The sequence below is a fragment of the Pantoea sp. 22096 genome (assembly GCF_052045955.1).
Taxonomy (GTDB): Bacteria; Pseudomonadota; Gammaproteobacteria; order Enterobacterales; family Enterobacteriaceae; genus Pantoea; species Pantoea alfalfae.
Map to the genome: position 1 here is coordinate 1,976,896 of NZ_JBQEPW010000001.1, position 14,758 is coordinate 1,991,653.

Below are 14,758 nucleotides of genomic sequence, written 5' to 3' on the forward strand. Positions count from 1 at the left end.
TGGATGCGCAAAAAGGGTAAAGAAATGCAAAAAACCATTCTGATTACAGGTTGTTCCAGCGGGATTGGCCTGGTCGCCGCGCACGATCTGCTGGCGCGCGGTTATAAGGTGATCGCCGCCTGCCGAAAAGCCGACGATGTCGCCCGCATGAACACGCTGGGTTATACGGGCCTGCAGCTCGATCTCGACGATCCGCAGAGTGTCGATCGGGCAGCGGACACGGTGCTCGCGCTCTGCGATAACCGTCTGGCCGCGCTATTCAACAACGCCGGATTTGGTCTGTATGGCCCGTTGCGAACCCTCACCCGTCAGCAGCTGGAGCAGCAGTTTTCCAGCAACTTTTTTGGCGTCCATCAGCTGACGCTGCGACTGTTGCCGGCGCTGCAGGCCAGCGGCGATGGCCGCATTGTGAATACCAGCTCGGTACTGGGACTGATCTCCACGCCTGGCCGGGGTGCCTATGCCGCCAGCAAATATGCACTGGAAGCCTGGAGCGATGCGCTGCGGCTCGAAGTGCGCAATAGCGGCATCCGGGTCAGCCTGATTGAACCTGGCCCGATTGAGACTCGCTTTACCGACAATGTGACGCAGGGGGAACAGCATAACCCGGTGCGTAACCCGGGCATCGCGGCACGCTTTACCCTGCCAGCGGAAGCCATTCTGCCTAAGCTTCGTCACGCACTCGAGAGTAAACATCCACGTTTGCGCTATCCAGTGACGCTGATCGCACACGTCATGAGCCTGCTGAAACGGTTACTGCCAGGCTGGATGCTGGATCGCATTTTGCGCAGCCATTAATCAGCCATGCGCAATAGCGCTTGAAGCCGGGCCAGTTGGCCCCATATTCTTAGAACACTTTTTGCAAAGAGACTTATCCATGTCACCACACGCTTCTATCATCGACATCAACGAATCTAACCTGCAGCAGACCCTTGAGCAGTCGATGCAGCTGCCGGTGCTGTTCTACTTCTGGTCTGAGCGCAGTCAGCACTGTCAGGAGCTGACACCTGTGCTGGAGCGTCTGGCGCAGGAGTACGCGGGTCAGTTTATTCTCGCAAAACTCGATTGCGACAAAGAGCAAAGAGTCGCGTCGCAGTTTGGTCTGCGTTCAATCCCGACCGTCTACCTGTTCCAGGATGGTCAGCCGGTTGACGGTTTCCAGGGACCGCAGCCGGAAGAGGCGATCCGCGCCCTGCTGGAAAAAGTCCTGCCGCGTGAAGAAGAGCTGAAAGCGCAGCAGGCGATGGTGCTGATGCAGGAAGATAAACCGCTGGAGGCGCTGCCGCTGTTAAAAGATGCGTGGCAGCTGAGCAACCAGTCCAGTGAGATCGGTTTCCTGCTGGCAGAAGTACTGATTACCCTGAACCGCAGCGATGAAGCAGAAGCAGTGCTAAAAGTCGTACCTTTGCAGGATCAGGATACCCGTTATCAGAGCCTGATGGCGCAGATCGATCTGCTGAAACAGGCTGCGGATACGCCGGAGATTCAGCAGTTGCAATCCGAGCTGGAAGCGGACCCGACTAACGCCGGGCTGGCTGCTAAACTCTCGTTACAACTGCATCAGGTGGGTCGCAATGAAGAAGCACTGGAACTGCTGTTCAGCTTTCTGAAATCCGATCTCAATGCCGCAGATGGCCAGGCGCGTAAAATGCTGCAGGAGATTCTGGCGGCGCTGGGAACCGGCGATGCACTGGCTGCGCGTTATCGTCGCCAGCTCTATTCCCTGCTGTACTAACAGCAGCACCACGGGCCGAAGCGACTCGGCCCGTTAATCTGACAATGCGGAGGTTGTATGATAACTGTCATTCCTGCCCTGATTATTCTGGCACTGGTAGCGGTCTGGGCAACCGTCAAGATCGTGCCACAAGGTTTTCAATGGACGGTTGAGCGCTTTGGCCGTTATACCCGCACGCTACAGCCAGGATTAAGTCTGGTCGTGCCGTTCATGGATCGCGTCGGTCGCAAGATCAACATGATGGAACAGGTACTGGATATTCCCTCGCAGGAGATCATCTCCAAAGATAACGCCAACGTCACCATCGATGCGGTCTGTTTTATTCAGGTCGTTGATCCGGCGCGTGCCGCCTATGAAGTCAGCAATCTTGAGCAGGCGATTCTGAACCTCACTATGACCAATATGCGCACCGTGCTGGGCAGCATGGAGCTGGACGAAATGCTGTCACAGCGTGACAGCATTAATACCCGTCTGCTGCATATCGTGGATGAAGCGACCAACCCGTGGGGCGTTAAGATCACCCGTATCGAGATTCGCGACGTGCGTCCACCGCAGGAGCTTATCGGCGCGATGAATGCACAGATGAAAGCAGAGCGAACCAAGCGCGCCGATATTCTGACGGCCGAAGGGGTACGACAGGCGGCTATCCTGCGCGCTGAAGGGGAGAAGCAGTCGCAGATCCTCAAAGCGGAAGGTGAACGTACCTCGGCGTTTCTGCAGGCAGAAGCCCGTGAACGTCAGGCTGAAGCGGAAGCTAACGCCACTAAAATGGTCTCGGAAGCGATCGCGGCGGGTGATATTCAGGCTATCAACTACTTCGTGGCGCAGAAATACACCGATGCGCTGCAAAAAATCGGTGAAGGCACTAACAGCAAAGTCGTGATGATGCCGCTGGAAGCGAGCAGTCTGCTGGGGTCGATCGCGGGCATCGGTGAACTGCTGAAGGAATCGCGTACCGAGTCGACACGCTGATGCTGATGGAAATCATCGCGCATCCGCACTGGTTCTGGCTGACGCTGGGTGGATTACTGCTGGCGGCTGAGATGCTGGGCACCAGCGGTTATCTGCTGTGGAGCGGACTGGCGGCAGTTATTGTCGGCATCTTTGAGTGGCTGGTGCCAGTGAGCTGGACGACACAGGGGTCACTATTTGCCGTGCTGACACTGATTTGCGTCTTTCTGTGGTATCGCTGGATGCGCCACCGTGAAACGCATCAGACGCCCAATGCCCTGAACCAGCGCGGTAGCCAGATGATCGGGTTGCAGCTGACGCTGGATACCGCGCTGCATAACCGCACCGGTCACATACGCATCGGGGATAGCAGCTGGCGGGTTGAGGCAGAACAGGATCTGCCTGCCGGCACACCGGTCGTCGTGGTCGGCATTGAGGGGATTACGCTGCGAATTCAGCCACGCTGAATGCAGCACCCGGCCAGATTATTGATAATCGGGCACTCTGCGCTCTCATCGCCCGGGCAGGCGTCCGCCAGCGCCAGCAGACGAGCGCGCATGGCATGCAGCTCTTCAATGTGCGCTGCAATTTCATCGGCTTTCTGCAGAGTGCGGGCTTTTACATCGGCACTGTGTCGCGACGGATTGTTAAACAGCGCCACCAGCTCGCGGCACTCATCCAGCGTAAAGCCTACCTGTCGCGCCTGACGTAACAGGTTCAGTTCATCCAGATGGTGACCGTCGTAATGGCGGTAACCATTTTCACTGCGCAACGGCGGCGTCACCACCCCTTTCTCTTCGTAGAAACGAATCGCCTTGCTGGTCAGCCCGGTCTTTTTCGCCACATCGCTGATGTTCATTTTCGTCCCCTTGACCTTCCCCTTGATGGAAGGTTTATGCTTAAGCATGAATCGAAACTGACCAGTTGGTCAAATGGGATCACAAGAGGAGTTGATTATGTCACACACTATTTCTCTGGCACTGGACGGCTTGTCCTGCGGCCACTGTGTCAAACGCGTCAAAGAGGCACTTGAGCAGCGCGACGATGTTGACCAGGCCGAGGTTACCCAACAGGAAGCGCAGGTCTCCGGTCACGCGGATGCGGCTGCACTGATCGCCACTGTTGAGCAGGCGGGCTATCACGCGACGCTGAAAACGGCGGACGCGTCCCCAAAGTCTGAACCGTTGACAGCATCGGAGCCGCCGCCGGAGGCGCTGACAACGGAGACCGCTTCTCATCCGGCAGAAAAAACATTACCCACCCATATGCTGCTGATTGAAGGCATGACCTGCGCCAGCTGCGTGAGCCGGGTGGAAAAAGCGCTGCAGCAGGTCGCAGGCGTCAGCCAGGCGCGGGTCAATCTCGGCGAGCGCAGTGCGCTGGTGCTGGGTGATGCTGACCCTGAGCAGCTGGTGGCTGCCGTTGATGCCGCGGGTTATGGCGCGCAGGTGGTGGATGACGAGCAGGAGCGACGTGAAAAGCAGCAGCACAGCGCCCGCAGCGCGATGCGGCGTTTCAGCTGGCAGGCGGCTGTCGCCTTAGCCTTTGGCGTACCGCTGATGATCTGGGGCATGGTTGGCGACAACATGATGCTCACCGACCATAACCACGGCATCTGGCTGACGCTGGGCCTCGTGACCCTGCTGATCATGGTCGTGACCGGCAGCCACTTTTATCGCAGCGCCTGGCGCAGTTTATGTAATGGCAGCGCTACCATGGATACGCTGGTAGCACTCGGCACCGGCGCGGCCTGGATTTATTCCTTTAGCGTGGTGTTGTGGCCCGACTTTTTCCCGCCGCAGGCGCGCCATCTTTATTTCGAAGCCAGCGTGATGATTCTGGGCCTGATCAATCTGGGCCATGCACTGGAGCAGCGGGCGCGTCAGCGATCGTCTAAGGCACTGGAGCGACTGCTTGATCTGACACCGGCCCAGGCGCGGCTGGTCGATCAACAGGGCGACCGACTGATCCCGGTCAGTGACGTCCAGCCCGGCATGACGCTGCGCCTGGTCACCGGCGATCGGGTGCCGGTCGATGGCGAAATCATCACGGGTGAAGCCTGGTTTGATGAAGCGATGCTCACCGGCGAAGCGGTGCCGCAAAGCAAAAATCCGGGTGTGGCGATCTTTGCCGGAACCCTGGTGCAGGACGGCTCAGTAGAATTTATCGCCCGGGCAACCGGGAATCACACCACCCTGTCGCGCATTATCCGGCTGGTACGTCAGGCGCAGAGCAGCAAACCCGATGTGGGCCGTCTGGCGGATCGCATCTCCGCCGTTTTTGTCCCGGTGGTGGTATTGATTGCGCTGCTCAGCGGCGCGGTGTGGTATCTGTTCGGCCCGCAGCCGCAGATTGCCTACATGCTGGTGATTGCGACAACCGTCCTGATTATCGCCTGCCCCTGTGCACTGGGACTGGCGACGCCGATGTCGATTATTGCCGGTGTTGGCCGTGCCGCCGAGCTGGGGGTGCTGGTCCGCGACGCCGATGCGCTGCAGCGCGCCAGCCAGATCGACACCCTGGTGTTTGATAAAACCGGCACCCTGACGGCCGGAAAGCCGCAGGTCAGTGAGGTGCTGGTCTGGGGGAACGCCAGCCGTGAATCGGTATTAGCGACCGCGGCTGCGCTGGAGTTCGCCTCGGGTCATCCGCTGGCGAAAGCGATTGTCGCCGAAGCGAAACTGACTCAGCCAGCGTCGTTAGCGCAATTTCGTACAATACGCGGCAGAGGGGTCAGCGGTAGTCTGGATGGCAGAGCGCTGCTGCTGGGTAACGCTGCACTGTTGCAGGATAACGGCGTCGATTGCCGGGCGGCAGAAGCAGCGATTATGCGCCTGACGCAACAGGGTGCCACCCCGGTGTTGCTGGCTGAACAGGGTCAGCTCTCCGGGCTGATCGCGCTGCGCGATCAGCTACGTCCTGAAAGCAGTGCAGCCCTTAAGCGACTGCATCAGCAGGGTTATCGCCTGATTATGCTGACCGGCGACCATGAAGATACCGCACGCGCCATCGCTGCCGAAACCGGCATTGATGAAGTGATTGCAGGCGTATTGCCTGAAGGCAAAGCGGCGGCCATTGAACAGCTACAGCAGCAGGGTCGTCGCGTCGCGATGGTCGGTGATGGCATCAATGACGCGCCTGCACTGGCGCAGGCCGATGTGGGCATTGCGATGGGTGGCGGCAGCGATGTGGCGGTAGAAACTGCGGGAATTACGCTGATGCGCGCCGATCTCAACAGCGTGGCAGATGCGTTAGCGCTCTCTTCCGCGACGCTGCGCAATATCCGGCAGAACCTGTTTGGCGCATTTATCTATAACAGTATCGGTATTCCGGTAGCCGCGGGCGTGCTCTATCCGCTGACCGGCACCCTGCTCAGCCCGATTGTTGCAGGTGCGGCGATGGCGCTCTCCTCCATTACCGTGGTCAGCAATGCTAACCGCCTGCTGCGTTACCGGCCACCGCGCCAGTAATCGCCGTTTCAGCGCTGTTTTTAATGCTCTGAAGTCGCTAGCATGGGGTTTTGAATCGCAAAGGACCGGGAATGACAGGCAATATCTGGCGCTCACTGCGCGGCTTTATCAGCCAACTTTTTCCCGCCAGTTACCGCTGGCCTGCGATAGATGTCCGGCTTGGCAATCGTCAACTGCATCTGGTGGGCAGTATTCATATGGGAACGCGCGATATGCAGCCGTTGCCCGCTCGCCTGCTGCATCAGTTGCAGCAGGCTGATGCGCTGATTGTGGAAGCGGATATTACGCAGGGTGGCTCACCCTTCGATCACCGAGGCGATCGTCCTGCGCTCTCAGAGCGACTGGAGAGCAGCGCGATGCAAACGCTTACCGCACTGTGTCAGGAGATGAGTCTCACGCTTAGCCTGCTGGATAACCTGCCCGCCTGGCAGGTGGCGCTGATGTTACAGGCGCAACAGGCACAGAGGCTGGGATTACGGCCTGACTACGGCATTGATTATCAGCTGTTGCAGGCAGCGAAAGGCCTGAACAAACCCGTGATTGAACTGGAAGGTGCCGATGCGCAGATCGCCCTGCTAACCGCGCTACCGGATGATGGCATGGCGCTGTTACAGGATACACTGCTGCACTGGCACACTAATGCACGACTGCTGCAGATGATGGTGAGCTGGTGGCTTGATACACCGCCACGCCAGCCTGAAATCACTCTGCCCGCGACGTTCAGTCAGGCGCTGAATGATACGTTGATCGGTCAGCGTAATGCGCAGTGGTGTGACAGGCTGCAGGGGTTAGCGGCGGGAAACTATGTGGTGGCCGTGGGTGCTTTGCATCTTTACGGCGAAGATAATCTGCCTGAGATGCTGAAGAAGCCCTGAAAAAAAGAGAGCCGATAAGTTTATCGGCCCGTCAAAGAGGAATTTGTTTATGATTTTGGTTATCGCTCAGCAATCAGATTGCTGGCGCGCGGCCAATTTTACGCAAAGAACAAAATTTCGCCACCTTTTTCCATGATTCTGCGTAATAAGATTTTTCTTAGTAAGGAATACGTATGACACCCGCCGTAAAATTACTTGAAAAACAAAAGGTCAGCTTTACGCTGCATCCTTATGAACATGACAGTAACGAAACGCATTTTGGTGACGAAGCGGTCCGCAAGCTTAATCTTGATGCGCGCCAGGTCTATAAAACGCTGCTGGTGGCGCTGAATGGTGAAGCGAAACAGCTGGCGGTAGCGATTACGCCGGTATCGACGCAGCTCGACCTGAAAAAGGTGGCAAAAGCGCTGGGCGCGAAGAAAGCCGATATGGCCGATCCGCAGCTGGCACAGCGTGTGACCGGCTATCTGGTGGGCGGTATCAGTCCGCTTGGACAGAAAAAACGGCTGCCCACGGTAATCGATGACTCAGCCAGCGCGTTTGACGCCATGTTTATCTCTGGCGGCAAACGAGGCCTGGATATTGAACTGGCACCTCAGGATCTTTCACGCCTGCTGGACGCACCGTTTGCGGATATCGCCCGCCACGACTAAACACGCGGCTGGGCGCACAGCTGATCGATCATCCAGCGCCCCGCCGGACCGGGCGGCGTTCGTCGTGACCAGACAACTTCAACGGCGATGTGCTGTGGCCAGCCCGACATCGACAACTCTTTCAGCACGCCATGCCCAAACTGTTTCACCAGCCAGCGTGGCAGAATCGTCCAGCCAAATCCCTGCTCCGCCATCTCCAGCAGCAGTAAATAGGTGGGCGCTGACCAGATGCGACCCATGGGCGCGGGTTCATGCGCCTCAACCCAGGTGTTAAGCCGCAGATGTCGCACGCCTTCCAGTTCGCTTTCGCTCAGGGTATCAGGCTGTGCCAGCGGGTGATCGCGATGTAAAAAGACCGCCATCTGCGCTTCAACCTGCAGCCGCGCCACTGCGATATCTACCGGCAGATTGGGCTGCGCCCGCACGACGCCCAGATGTACCCGCCCGGCCTGCAGCAGATCAAGGACATCACCATCTTCAGCAATCATGACTTCCAGTTCAATCTCCGGATAACGCGCATCAAATTGCCTGAGCAGATGTTCATGATGATCGGTTTGCCAGAAATCGGACATGGCAAAACTGAGCCGGGGTTCAACGCCCTGCGACAGACGTATCGCCAGCGCATCCAGCCGCTCGCTGGCCGACAGAATCTGCTGAACCTGAGGAACAACGCGACGTCCCTGCTCGGAGAGGATCGGCTGACGGCCCGTTCGATCAAACAGCGCAAAGCCGAGATCGTCTTCTAAATTTGCCACCGCTGCGCTGATGGTGGACTGACTTTTACCCAGCGCACGCGCAGCCGCCGAAAAGGAGCCACTCGCCACGGTCTGCATAAAAGCCTCAAGGGATTCCGGGGAGTATCGCATTTATTCCATCGCTTTTTTCGATAGGTGTTCATTTTATCTTAGCATTCTGACATGTGAAAATGCGCCGTATTATTGAAGGAGAACAAAAAATGCGTACCCGCTCACTTAAAGAACGTATTCTTCATGCTGTCTGCTTTGAAACACTGGCGATTCTGACCGTTTCGCCGCTGGCGGCATGGGCAATGAATAAACCGCTGTTTCAGATGGGATCGCTGGCGATTATGCTCTCTACGGCCGCGATGCTATGGAATATGATTTACAACAGCGGGTTTGATCGGATTTATGCGCCAGGCCAGAAACGCGGTCCGGGCGTGCGTGTGTTACATGCGCTGGGCTTTGAAGGCGGATTTATCCTGATTGGTCTGCCGATCGCCGCCCTGATGCTGGATATCACCCTGTGGGAAGCTTTCCTGGTTGAAGTGGCCTTTTTCCTCTTCTTCCTGCCCTTCACCATGGCTTACAACTGGGGATGGGACAAACTGCGCGAGCGCTGGATCAGACGTCACCCCTGCCGGGCATAAGAAAAACGGGAGGCGCAAGCGCCTCCCGGTCAGTTCAATGCGTGGCGGCTGTTTCGTTCCCCCACGGCCAGATCCACGCCAGAATCATTTTGGGATAGTTACGCTTCCGCGCTTTCTCTGCTGCCTCATCCCGCGCCCGAATCTGCTCATCGGTAAGATGCACGATCTGCCCTTTCGGCTCATAGTCACTGGCTTTAACCGGTGAATGCGCCTTGATGAAGTCGCGCAGCACCTGCGCATCCACTGCTCCGCTGTTGACGTACCCGGCATGATTATCCAGACGCGGATAGCCGTCGCCGCCCGCCGCATTAAAGCTGTTTGTCGCCATGCGATAATGCTGCGTATCTTCAATCGGTTTGCCGTTAATACGGACGTTACTGACATGCTTACCATCGGCGGTCAGGCTGATACCGGCAAACTGGGCATAGCCACCTGAGTCAGGCTGAATATTGGCGACCACATCCAGATATTTTTTGACCTCTGCGCCAGTCAGGCTGACCGAGACCACCTGGTTGCTGAACGGCTGGACCTGTAGCAGGTCACGCCAGCTCAGCTTGCCCGATTTCAGCGAGGTGCGAATACCGCCGCCGCTCATCACCGCAAAATCGGCTTTAGTATGCGCCATCTGAGCGCGCAGAATCAGCTGGCCGAGATTTGTCTGCTCAAACCGAACCTGCTCTTTTTCACCGCTGAAGTCGCCGTCAACGCTGCCGACATTCAGGGTCAGCTTCGCCTCTGCCCGCTTCTGAAACGGCATCAGCAGCTTCATCATTGCGGTATTTTTCGGGATCTCTTCCTGCCAGGTGAGCCAGGTTTCACTGCCATCGGCATTCTTCACCTGATGTTTGAGGTTGACCGGCACCAGCTGATAAGCCTCCAGCGACACTTCTCCATTACGGAAGGTGAAGTCGCCACGTCCGACATATTTGCCCCACTTATCGGCCTGCATAATCCAGATGCCGTTCTGCTGATCGGGTTTGCAGGGCTGGCCGGGCTGATAATTTTTGACGCTGACGTTCTCTTTTTCCATGCAGACCGCATCATGGGAATGCCCACCCACGATCAGATCGATTGTGCCGGCAGGCAGGCTGCGGGCCAGAGTGACGTCATCGATGCCGTTGCTGCCGTGCTTACCGTCGTCATAGTGGCCAAGGTGGGTCAGCGCAACAATCACGTCCGGCTTCTCCGCGGCACGCAGTTCAGCAACCGCCTTCACCGTTTCTGCAATAGGATCGCGGAACTCGGTATCTGTCAGCCCAGCCGGATTGGCCAGTTTTGCGGTATCCGGGGTAATTAACCCGACGACTGCGATTTTCAGCCCGAGACGGTTAAATACCGCCCAGGGTTTAAACAGGCGCTGATCGGTGCCTTTCTGATAAACGTTGGCGGCCAGCAGCGGGAATCGCGCCCACTTCTCCTGCTTGCGCAGAACCGCAATCGGCTTGTCGAACTCATGATTGCCCAGCGCCATCGCGTCATAGCCAATCAGGTTCATCGCACGAAAATCGGGTTCAGCATCCAGCTCGTCGGACTCCGGCACGCCGGTATTGATATCACCGGCAGAGAGAATCAGTGCGCCGCCGCCTCTGGCCTGGACATCGTAGCGCAGGGTATCCATCAACGTTTTCTGCGCCGCCAGACCATATTCGCCCTGCGCATTAAACCAGAAGTGGCCATGCTCATCGTTGGTGTGCAGCAGGCTGAAACGATAGGTGCGATCGGCCTCAGCGGCCTGTGAAAACAGCGGCATCAGGGCCACCAGTAGCGCCAAACCTGCTCCTGTCCATTTTGATAACAACACGGTGATTCTCCTTAATTTACTTTCTGGCCCGATTATCTGCCGCTTTGCCCCACTGTGTCGCATATTTCCCCGGCGAACTCAAGGCCAATGCACATCTGCGTGCATGCATGAGCTTACGCTTTTTATTTCTGCTCCGTGTTTGCAGAGTAAGAAAGTGGCTCCGGAGTGACACCTATACAACAGCGGGCTCTCGTTCCAGCCCGGGTCCGGTTTCTCCCGACTGAGCAGAAAGAGGCCATAAAGCGTGTTGTTAACCGATTGTTTACTGCTGCAAAAGTGCCGCTGGCAGGCTTTACCCCCTCTGCATGCACATTTCTCCCTTATTCGTGCCAGACCGACGTTATTTACTGATGCGAATTTTTATTTATCCGGCCCTGTTTAAAGCGTCAAATCAGCCAATATTATGGATAATGGACAAAAACACCCTTTCGATTGTGGTTTTGACTTTTTTTCATGGTTTTTTAAGGTATTCCCGCAAATTGCTCAGCGAAAGAAGTGATTTTGTTTTAAACTCATTTGTTACAAGCGGATACATTTGTATACAAGGAGACAGGCATGCATCACACCACACCGTTGATCACTACCATTGTCGGAGCACTGGTTCTGGCATTTCTCCTTGGGATGCTGGCAAACCGCCTGCGTATTTCGCCCCTCGTCGGTTACCTGATGGCAGGCGTGCTGGCGGGTCCTTTTACGCCCGGCTTTGTCGCAGATACCAATCTGGCCCCTGAACTGGCAGAACTCGGCGTTATCCTGCTGATGTTTGGTGTCGGCCTCCACTTCTCAATGAAAGATCTCATGTCGGTAAAGTCGATCGCCATTCCCGGTGCCATCGCGCAAATCGCAGTCGCGACGTTACTGGGAATGGGATTGTCATGGACGCTGGGATGGTCGTGGTTGACCGGCCTGGTGTTTGGTCTCTGCCTCTCTACCGCCAGTACCGTGGTGTTACTGCGTGCGTTAGAGGAACGACAGCTGATTGATAGCCAGCGCGGACAGATAGCCATTGGCTGGCTGATTGTTGAAGATCTGGTGATGGTGCTGACGCTGGTACTGCTGCCCGCCATTGCGGGCATGATGGAACAGGGCAACGCCAGCGCCGGACTGCTGGCCTGGGATCTGCTGTGGACCATCGGTAAGGTGGCTGCCTTTATGGTGCTGATGATGGTGGTGGGACGCCGTGCCGTGCCCTGGATCCTCGCCCGCAGCGCCGCCACCGGCTCACGCGAATTGTTTACGCTGGCGGTGTTAGCGCTGGCATTGGGCATCGCTTTTGGGGCCGTTGAATTCTTTGATGTTTCGTTTGCATTAGGTGCTTTCTTCGCCGGTATGGTGCTGAATGAGTCGGAACTGAGCCATCGTGCCGCACGGGATACTCTGCCGTTGCGTGATGCGTTTGCCGTGCTGTTCTTTGTTTCGGTCGGCATGCTGTTCGACCCGTCGATTCTGGTGACGCAGCCGCTGGCAGTGCTGGGCGCGCTGGTGATTATCGTGGTGGGTAAGTCGGTCGCCGCGTGGCTGCTGGTAACGCTGCTCGGCCATTCGCGTCGTACGGCACTGACCATTTCGGTCAGCCTGGCACAGATTGGTGAGTTCGCCTTTATTCTGGCCGGTCTGGGTATCTCGCTGGGCCTGCTGAGTAATGAGGGCCGCAACCTGGTGCTGGCCGCCGCCATCCTGTCGATTATGCTTAACCCGATTCTGTTTACCCTGCTGGAGCGTTTTCTGGCAAAAACAGAGACGATGGAAGAGCAGACGCTGGAAGAAGCCATTGAAGAAGAGAAGCAGATCCCGGTGGATTTCTGTAATCACGCCGTGATTGTGGGCTATGGCCGGGTTGGCAGCCTGATTGGTCAGAAGCTTCTTGAGGCTAATGTTCCGCTGGTGGTGGTTGAAAACTCCCGTACCCGGGTCGAAGCGCTGCGCGAACAGGGCATCAAGGCGGTGCTCGGTAATGCTGCCCGCGCGGATACCATGGAACTGGCACGACTCGACTGCGCCCGCTGGCTGTTACTGACCATCCCGAATGGCTATGAAGCGGGTGAAGTGGTGACGGCGGCGCGTGAAAAGCATCAGAATATCGAGATTATCGCCCGTGCCCACTATGACGACGAGGTGGAGTACATCATGGAGCGTGGTGCCACCCGCGTCGTGATGGGTGAGCGTGAGATTGCCAGCAGTATGCTGCAAATCCTGCAGGATGAGATGAAGCAGGGCGAAGATTTAAAGCCCTGCGATGTCGTGCGCTGATTCAGTCTGGCCCGTATAGCTGTGATATCGAAACGGCACAGGGAACAGGGTCAGATCGGAAAGACGCAAAAGCCGACATCCATGACACGCCTGGCCCGCGCGATTACGCACCTCATCCCTGAGGTGCGCCCGTTACCGGGCCAGCGCTCTGCGTTGTTCAAAAACGCCTGGCGTTTTTGTCCATGGCGCGGGACGCTCTCCTCTTCTGACCCTGTTCCCTGCGCGTTGAGTTAATCCATTGCTGCCAGATTCACCCTCATTTAAGTTTGCAAACTGTCTGCCGTCCTGTGGCAACCCGCTTTACCGATCCCAGTAAGACTCTTCCAGACTGTCTTCACGCTCCGGCAGGCCGCGGGTTAAACGCGGCGAATGCTGATTCAGCACCTGATAGCTGACGCGATTGGCATACTTACACACCTGCGCCAGTGACGAATAGGTCAGATACGGACGCGCATGTTTACTGGAGTTCGGCACATTCAGGCTGTGATAGTTGTTGGCGGTGATGTCATGCAGCAACGCCGCCAGCGCACCATCTCCGGCGCCGTTGGTGTTCATGATCTTTTCAGGTCCGCCCATATAAGGCGCGATGTGCGAGAAGATACGCAGCGGCTGCTGGCAATCCTGCTGGCGCATCACGCGGCTGAACTCATACTGGTTGAATTCTGCAATCGCGCCAGGCAGCAGCGGATGGTTGGTTTTGCGTTTGAACTCGTCTTCGGTGTAGCCCGCCATATAGAGCCCAATCGGGCCAGCGGTGCAGAGCACCAGATCCACCCAGTCCAGCGCCATATTGGAAGCAAGCAGCGGATCGGCTTCGCCGGTCAGCGCCAGCGCTTCCTCCTCGTTCATCGCCACGATGCTGACGTGCTCGCGCAGGAAGTCCCGCCAGAACTGAGGATTATCGCCAATCACATGTTTGGTACCCAGCGTCAGCACCACCGGCACATTGTGGCGTTTGGCATATTCAATCGCCTGTAACGTTGCCTGCGGCATCGGTTCACCTTCGGCACAGCGCACCAGATAGGAGGTCAGCACCAGCGCAGAAGCTCCGGCGATCACCTCTTCTGGCACCTTCTCCGGATGCAGCTGGTTCATCTGGCCGGGGCTGATCGCGAAGGTTCGCTCGCCATGTTCGCCAATCAGCGTAAAGCAGCGGCCAATAGCGCCATCAACGCCCTGCAGATAGTTAAGATCGACCCGGCTTGAGGTGTTACAGAGATAGCGATAGGCGTAGCCGCCAATCTGGATATTGTTGCACATCACGCCGAGCAGCACGGAGCGGTCATCGGCCAGCACCGAGAAGTTGTGCAGCGTGTTACCGATGGTGCCTCCGGCAAACTGATGAGTGATTAGCGCATCGCGCATCAGCTCGTTGTACAACGCTTCCGCGACAGCATTATCGATTACCAGCGAGTGCCCGGCACTCAGACCGTAACGGGCGAGAAAGTCGTCATCGACTTTGGCTTCGATATCCACCAGCGTCTGGTCGATACCCACTACCCAACTGCCTGCATCAACATCGTGTTGAGCGGGCTGTAACAGGGGATCGCGTGCGCTGACGGGAAAGTAGTGTTTGGATTTACGTTTGCCGGGAAATTTCATCGGGAATGCCGTCTGGAAAAACAGGCGGAGAATG

The 14,758-nt window shown here is 57.0% G+C and carries 13 protein-coding genes; 9 read left to right on the forward strand and 4 right to left on the reverse strand.

Annotation, left to right across the window (positions count from 1 at the left end):
• Positions 1–24 precede the first annotated feature (24 nt).
• From ACTJKZ_RS09315 to ACTJKZ_RS09330, 4 genes are all read left to right on the forward strand, one after another.
• The gene (locus ACTJKZ_RS09315) at positions 25–798 is read left to right on the forward strand and encodes an SDR family oxidoreductase (RefSeq protein ID WP_161732003.1); all 774 of its coding nucleotides are present in this window, start codon (positions 25–27) and stop codon (positions 796–798) included.
• Between the two features lie 79 nt (positions 799–877).
• Entirely contained in the window at positions 878–1,735 is an 858-nt protein-coding gene (locus ACTJKZ_RS09320) for a thioredoxin family protein (RefSeq protein WP_161732001.1), read from the forward strand.
• 57 nt (positions 1,736–1,792) lie between these two features.
• Entirely contained in the window at positions 1,793–2,707 is a 915-nt protein-coding gene (locus ACTJKZ_RS09325; protein ID WP_161731999.1) for an SPFH domain-containing protein, read from the forward strand.
• Positions 2,707–3,153, forward strand: coding sequence for an NfeD family protein (locus ACTJKZ_RS09330; protein WP_222924402.1), 447 nt, complete (start codon positions 2,707–2,709; stop codon positions 3,151–3,153). The genes ACTJKZ_RS09325 and ACTJKZ_RS09330 overlap by 1 nt, the downstream gene beginning before the upstream one ends.
• Here the strand turns inward: ACTJKZ_RS09330 and cueR are convergent.
• The gene (cueR, locus tag ACTJKZ_RS09335; RefSeq protein WP_161731995.1) at positions 3,141–3,545 is read right to left on the reverse strand and encodes a Cu(I)-responsive transcriptional regulator; all 405 of its coding nucleotides are present in this window, start codon (positions 3,543–3,545) and stop codon (positions 3,141–3,143) included. The two genes, ACTJKZ_RS09330 and cueR, sit on opposite strands and share 13 nt — an antisense overlap.
• Before the next feature lie 97 nt (positions 3,546–3,642).
• Between cueR and copA the strand changes: the two genes are divergently transcribed.
• From copA to ybaK, 3 genes are all read left to right on the forward strand, one after another.
• Positions 3,643–6,156 (forward strand): copper-exporting P-type ATPase CopA, encoded by a 2,514-nt coding sequence (gene copA / locus ACTJKZ_RS09340; protein WP_253421239.1) that lies wholly within the window; start codon positions 3,643–3,645, stop codon positions 6,154–6,156.
• A 71-nt stretch (positions 6,157–6,227) separates the two neighbouring features.
• A complete protein-coding gene (locus tag ACTJKZ_RS09345; protein WP_161731991.1) occupies positions 6,228–7,031 on the forward strand; it encodes a TraB/GumN family protein in 804 nt (267 codons plus the stop codon).
• A gap of 173 nt (positions 7,032–7,204) precedes the next feature.
• Positions 7,205–7,684 (forward strand): Cys-tRNA(Pro)/Cys-tRNA(Cys) deacylase YbaK, encoded by a 480-nt coding sequence (gene ybaK / locus ACTJKZ_RS09350; protein ID WP_033731793.1) that lies wholly within the window; start codon positions 7,205–7,207, stop codon positions 7,682–7,684.
• On the opposite strand, the gene ACTJKZ_RS09355 is transcribed toward ybaK, so the two are convergent.
• Positions 7,681–8,550, reverse strand: a complete 870-nt coding sequence (locus ACTJKZ_RS09355) for a LysR family transcriptional regulator (protein ID WP_161731987.1) — start codon at positions 8,548–8,550, stop codon at positions 7,681–7,683. The genes ybaK and ACTJKZ_RS09355 overlap by 4 nt on opposite strands.
• Positions 8,551–8,639: 89 nt before the next feature.
• On the opposite strand from ACTJKZ_RS09355, the gene ACTJKZ_RS09360 reads away from it, so the two are divergent.
• Positions 8,640–9,071, forward strand: a complete 432-nt coding sequence (locus ACTJKZ_RS09360) for a multidrug/biocide efflux PACE transporter (RefSeq protein WP_161731985.1) — start codon at positions 8,640–8,642, stop codon at positions 9,069–9,071.
• 34 nt (positions 9,072–9,105) lie between these two features.
• Here ACTJKZ_RS09360 and ushA read toward each other — a convergent pair whose 3' ends face one another.
• Positions 9,106–10,821: a bifunctional UDP-sugar hydrolase/5'-nucleotidase UshA gene (gene ushA, locus ACTJKZ_RS09365; protein WP_440829521.1), complete on the reverse strand. Its 1,716-nt coding sequence runs from the start codon at positions 10,819–10,821 to the stop codon at positions 9,106–9,108.
• 606 nt (positions 10,822–11,427) lie between these two features.
• On the opposite strand from ushA, the gene ybaL reads away from it, so the two are divergent.
• On the forward strand, positions 11,428–13,122 hold the full coding sequence (gene ybaL, locus ACTJKZ_RS09370; RefSeq protein ID WP_440829476.1) for a YbaL family putative K(+) efflux transporter: 1,695 nt from the start codon (positions 11,428–11,430) through the stop codon (positions 13,120–13,122).
• A 300-nt stretch (positions 13,123–13,422) separates the two neighbouring features.
• On the opposite strand, the gene ACTJKZ_RS09375 is transcribed toward ybaL, so the two are convergent.
• Positions 13,423–14,724, reverse strand: coding sequence for an inosine/guanosine kinase (locus tag ACTJKZ_RS09375; protein ID WP_161731979.1), 1,302 nt, complete (start codon positions 14,722–14,724; stop codon positions 13,423–13,425).
• Positions 14,725–14,758 lie beyond the last annotated feature (34 nt).

What these genes read in the sequence shown, in the direction of transcription:
- ACTJKZ_RS09315 (WP_161732003.1), top strand. Translation starts at nt 25, where the DNA reads ATGCAAAAAACCATTCTGATTACAGGTTGTTCCAGCGGGATTGGCCTG.
- ACTJKZ_RS09320 (WP_161732001.1), top strand. Translation starts at nt 878, where the DNA reads ATGTCACCACACGCTTCTATCATCGACATCAACGAATCTAACCTGCAG.
- ACTJKZ_RS09325 (WP_161731999.1), top strand. Translation starts at nt 1,793, where the DNA reads ATGATAACTGTCATTCCTGCCCTGATTATTCTGGCACTGGTAGCGGTC.
- ACTJKZ_RS09330 (WP_222924402.1), top strand. Translation starts at nt 2,707, where the DNA reads ATGCTGATGGAAATCATCGCGCATCCGCACTGGTTCTGGCTGACGCTG.
- cueR (WP_161731995.1), bottom strand. Translation starts at nt 3,545, where the DNA reads ATGAACATCAGCGATGTGGCGAAAAAGACCGGGCTGACCAGCAAGGCG.
- copA (WP_253421239.1), top strand. Translation starts at nt 3,643, where the DNA reads ATGTCACACACTATTTCTCTGGCACTGGACGGCTTGTCCTGCGGCCAC.
- ACTJKZ_RS09345 (WP_161731991.1), top strand. Translation starts at nt 6,228, where the DNA reads ATGACAGGCAATATCTGGCGCTCACTGCGCGGCTTTATCAGCCAACTT.
- ybaK (WP_033731793.1), top strand. Translation starts at nt 7,205, where the DNA reads ATGACACCCGCCGTAAAATTACTTGAAAAACAAAAGGTCAGCTTTACG.
- ACTJKZ_RS09355 (WP_161731987.1), bottom strand. Translation starts at nt 8,550, where the DNA reads ATGCGATACTCCCCGGAATCCCTTGAGGCTTTTATGCAGACCGTGGCG.
- ACTJKZ_RS09360 (WP_161731985.1), top strand. Translation starts at nt 8,640, where the DNA reads ATGCGTACCCGCTCACTTAAAGAACGTATTCTTCATGCTGTCTGCTTT.
- ushA (WP_440829521.1), bottom strand. Translation starts at nt 10,821, where the DNA reads ATGCCGCTGTTTTCACAGGCCGCTGAGGCCGATCGCACCTATCGTTTC.
- ybaL (WP_440829476.1), top strand. Translation starts at nt 11,428, where the DNA reads ATGCATCACACCACACCGTTGATCACTACCATTGTCGGAGCACTGGTT.
- ACTJKZ_RS09375 (WP_161731979.1), bottom strand. Translation starts at nt 14,724, where the DNA reads ATGAAATTTCCCGGCAAACGTAAATCCAAACACTACTTTCCCGTCAGC.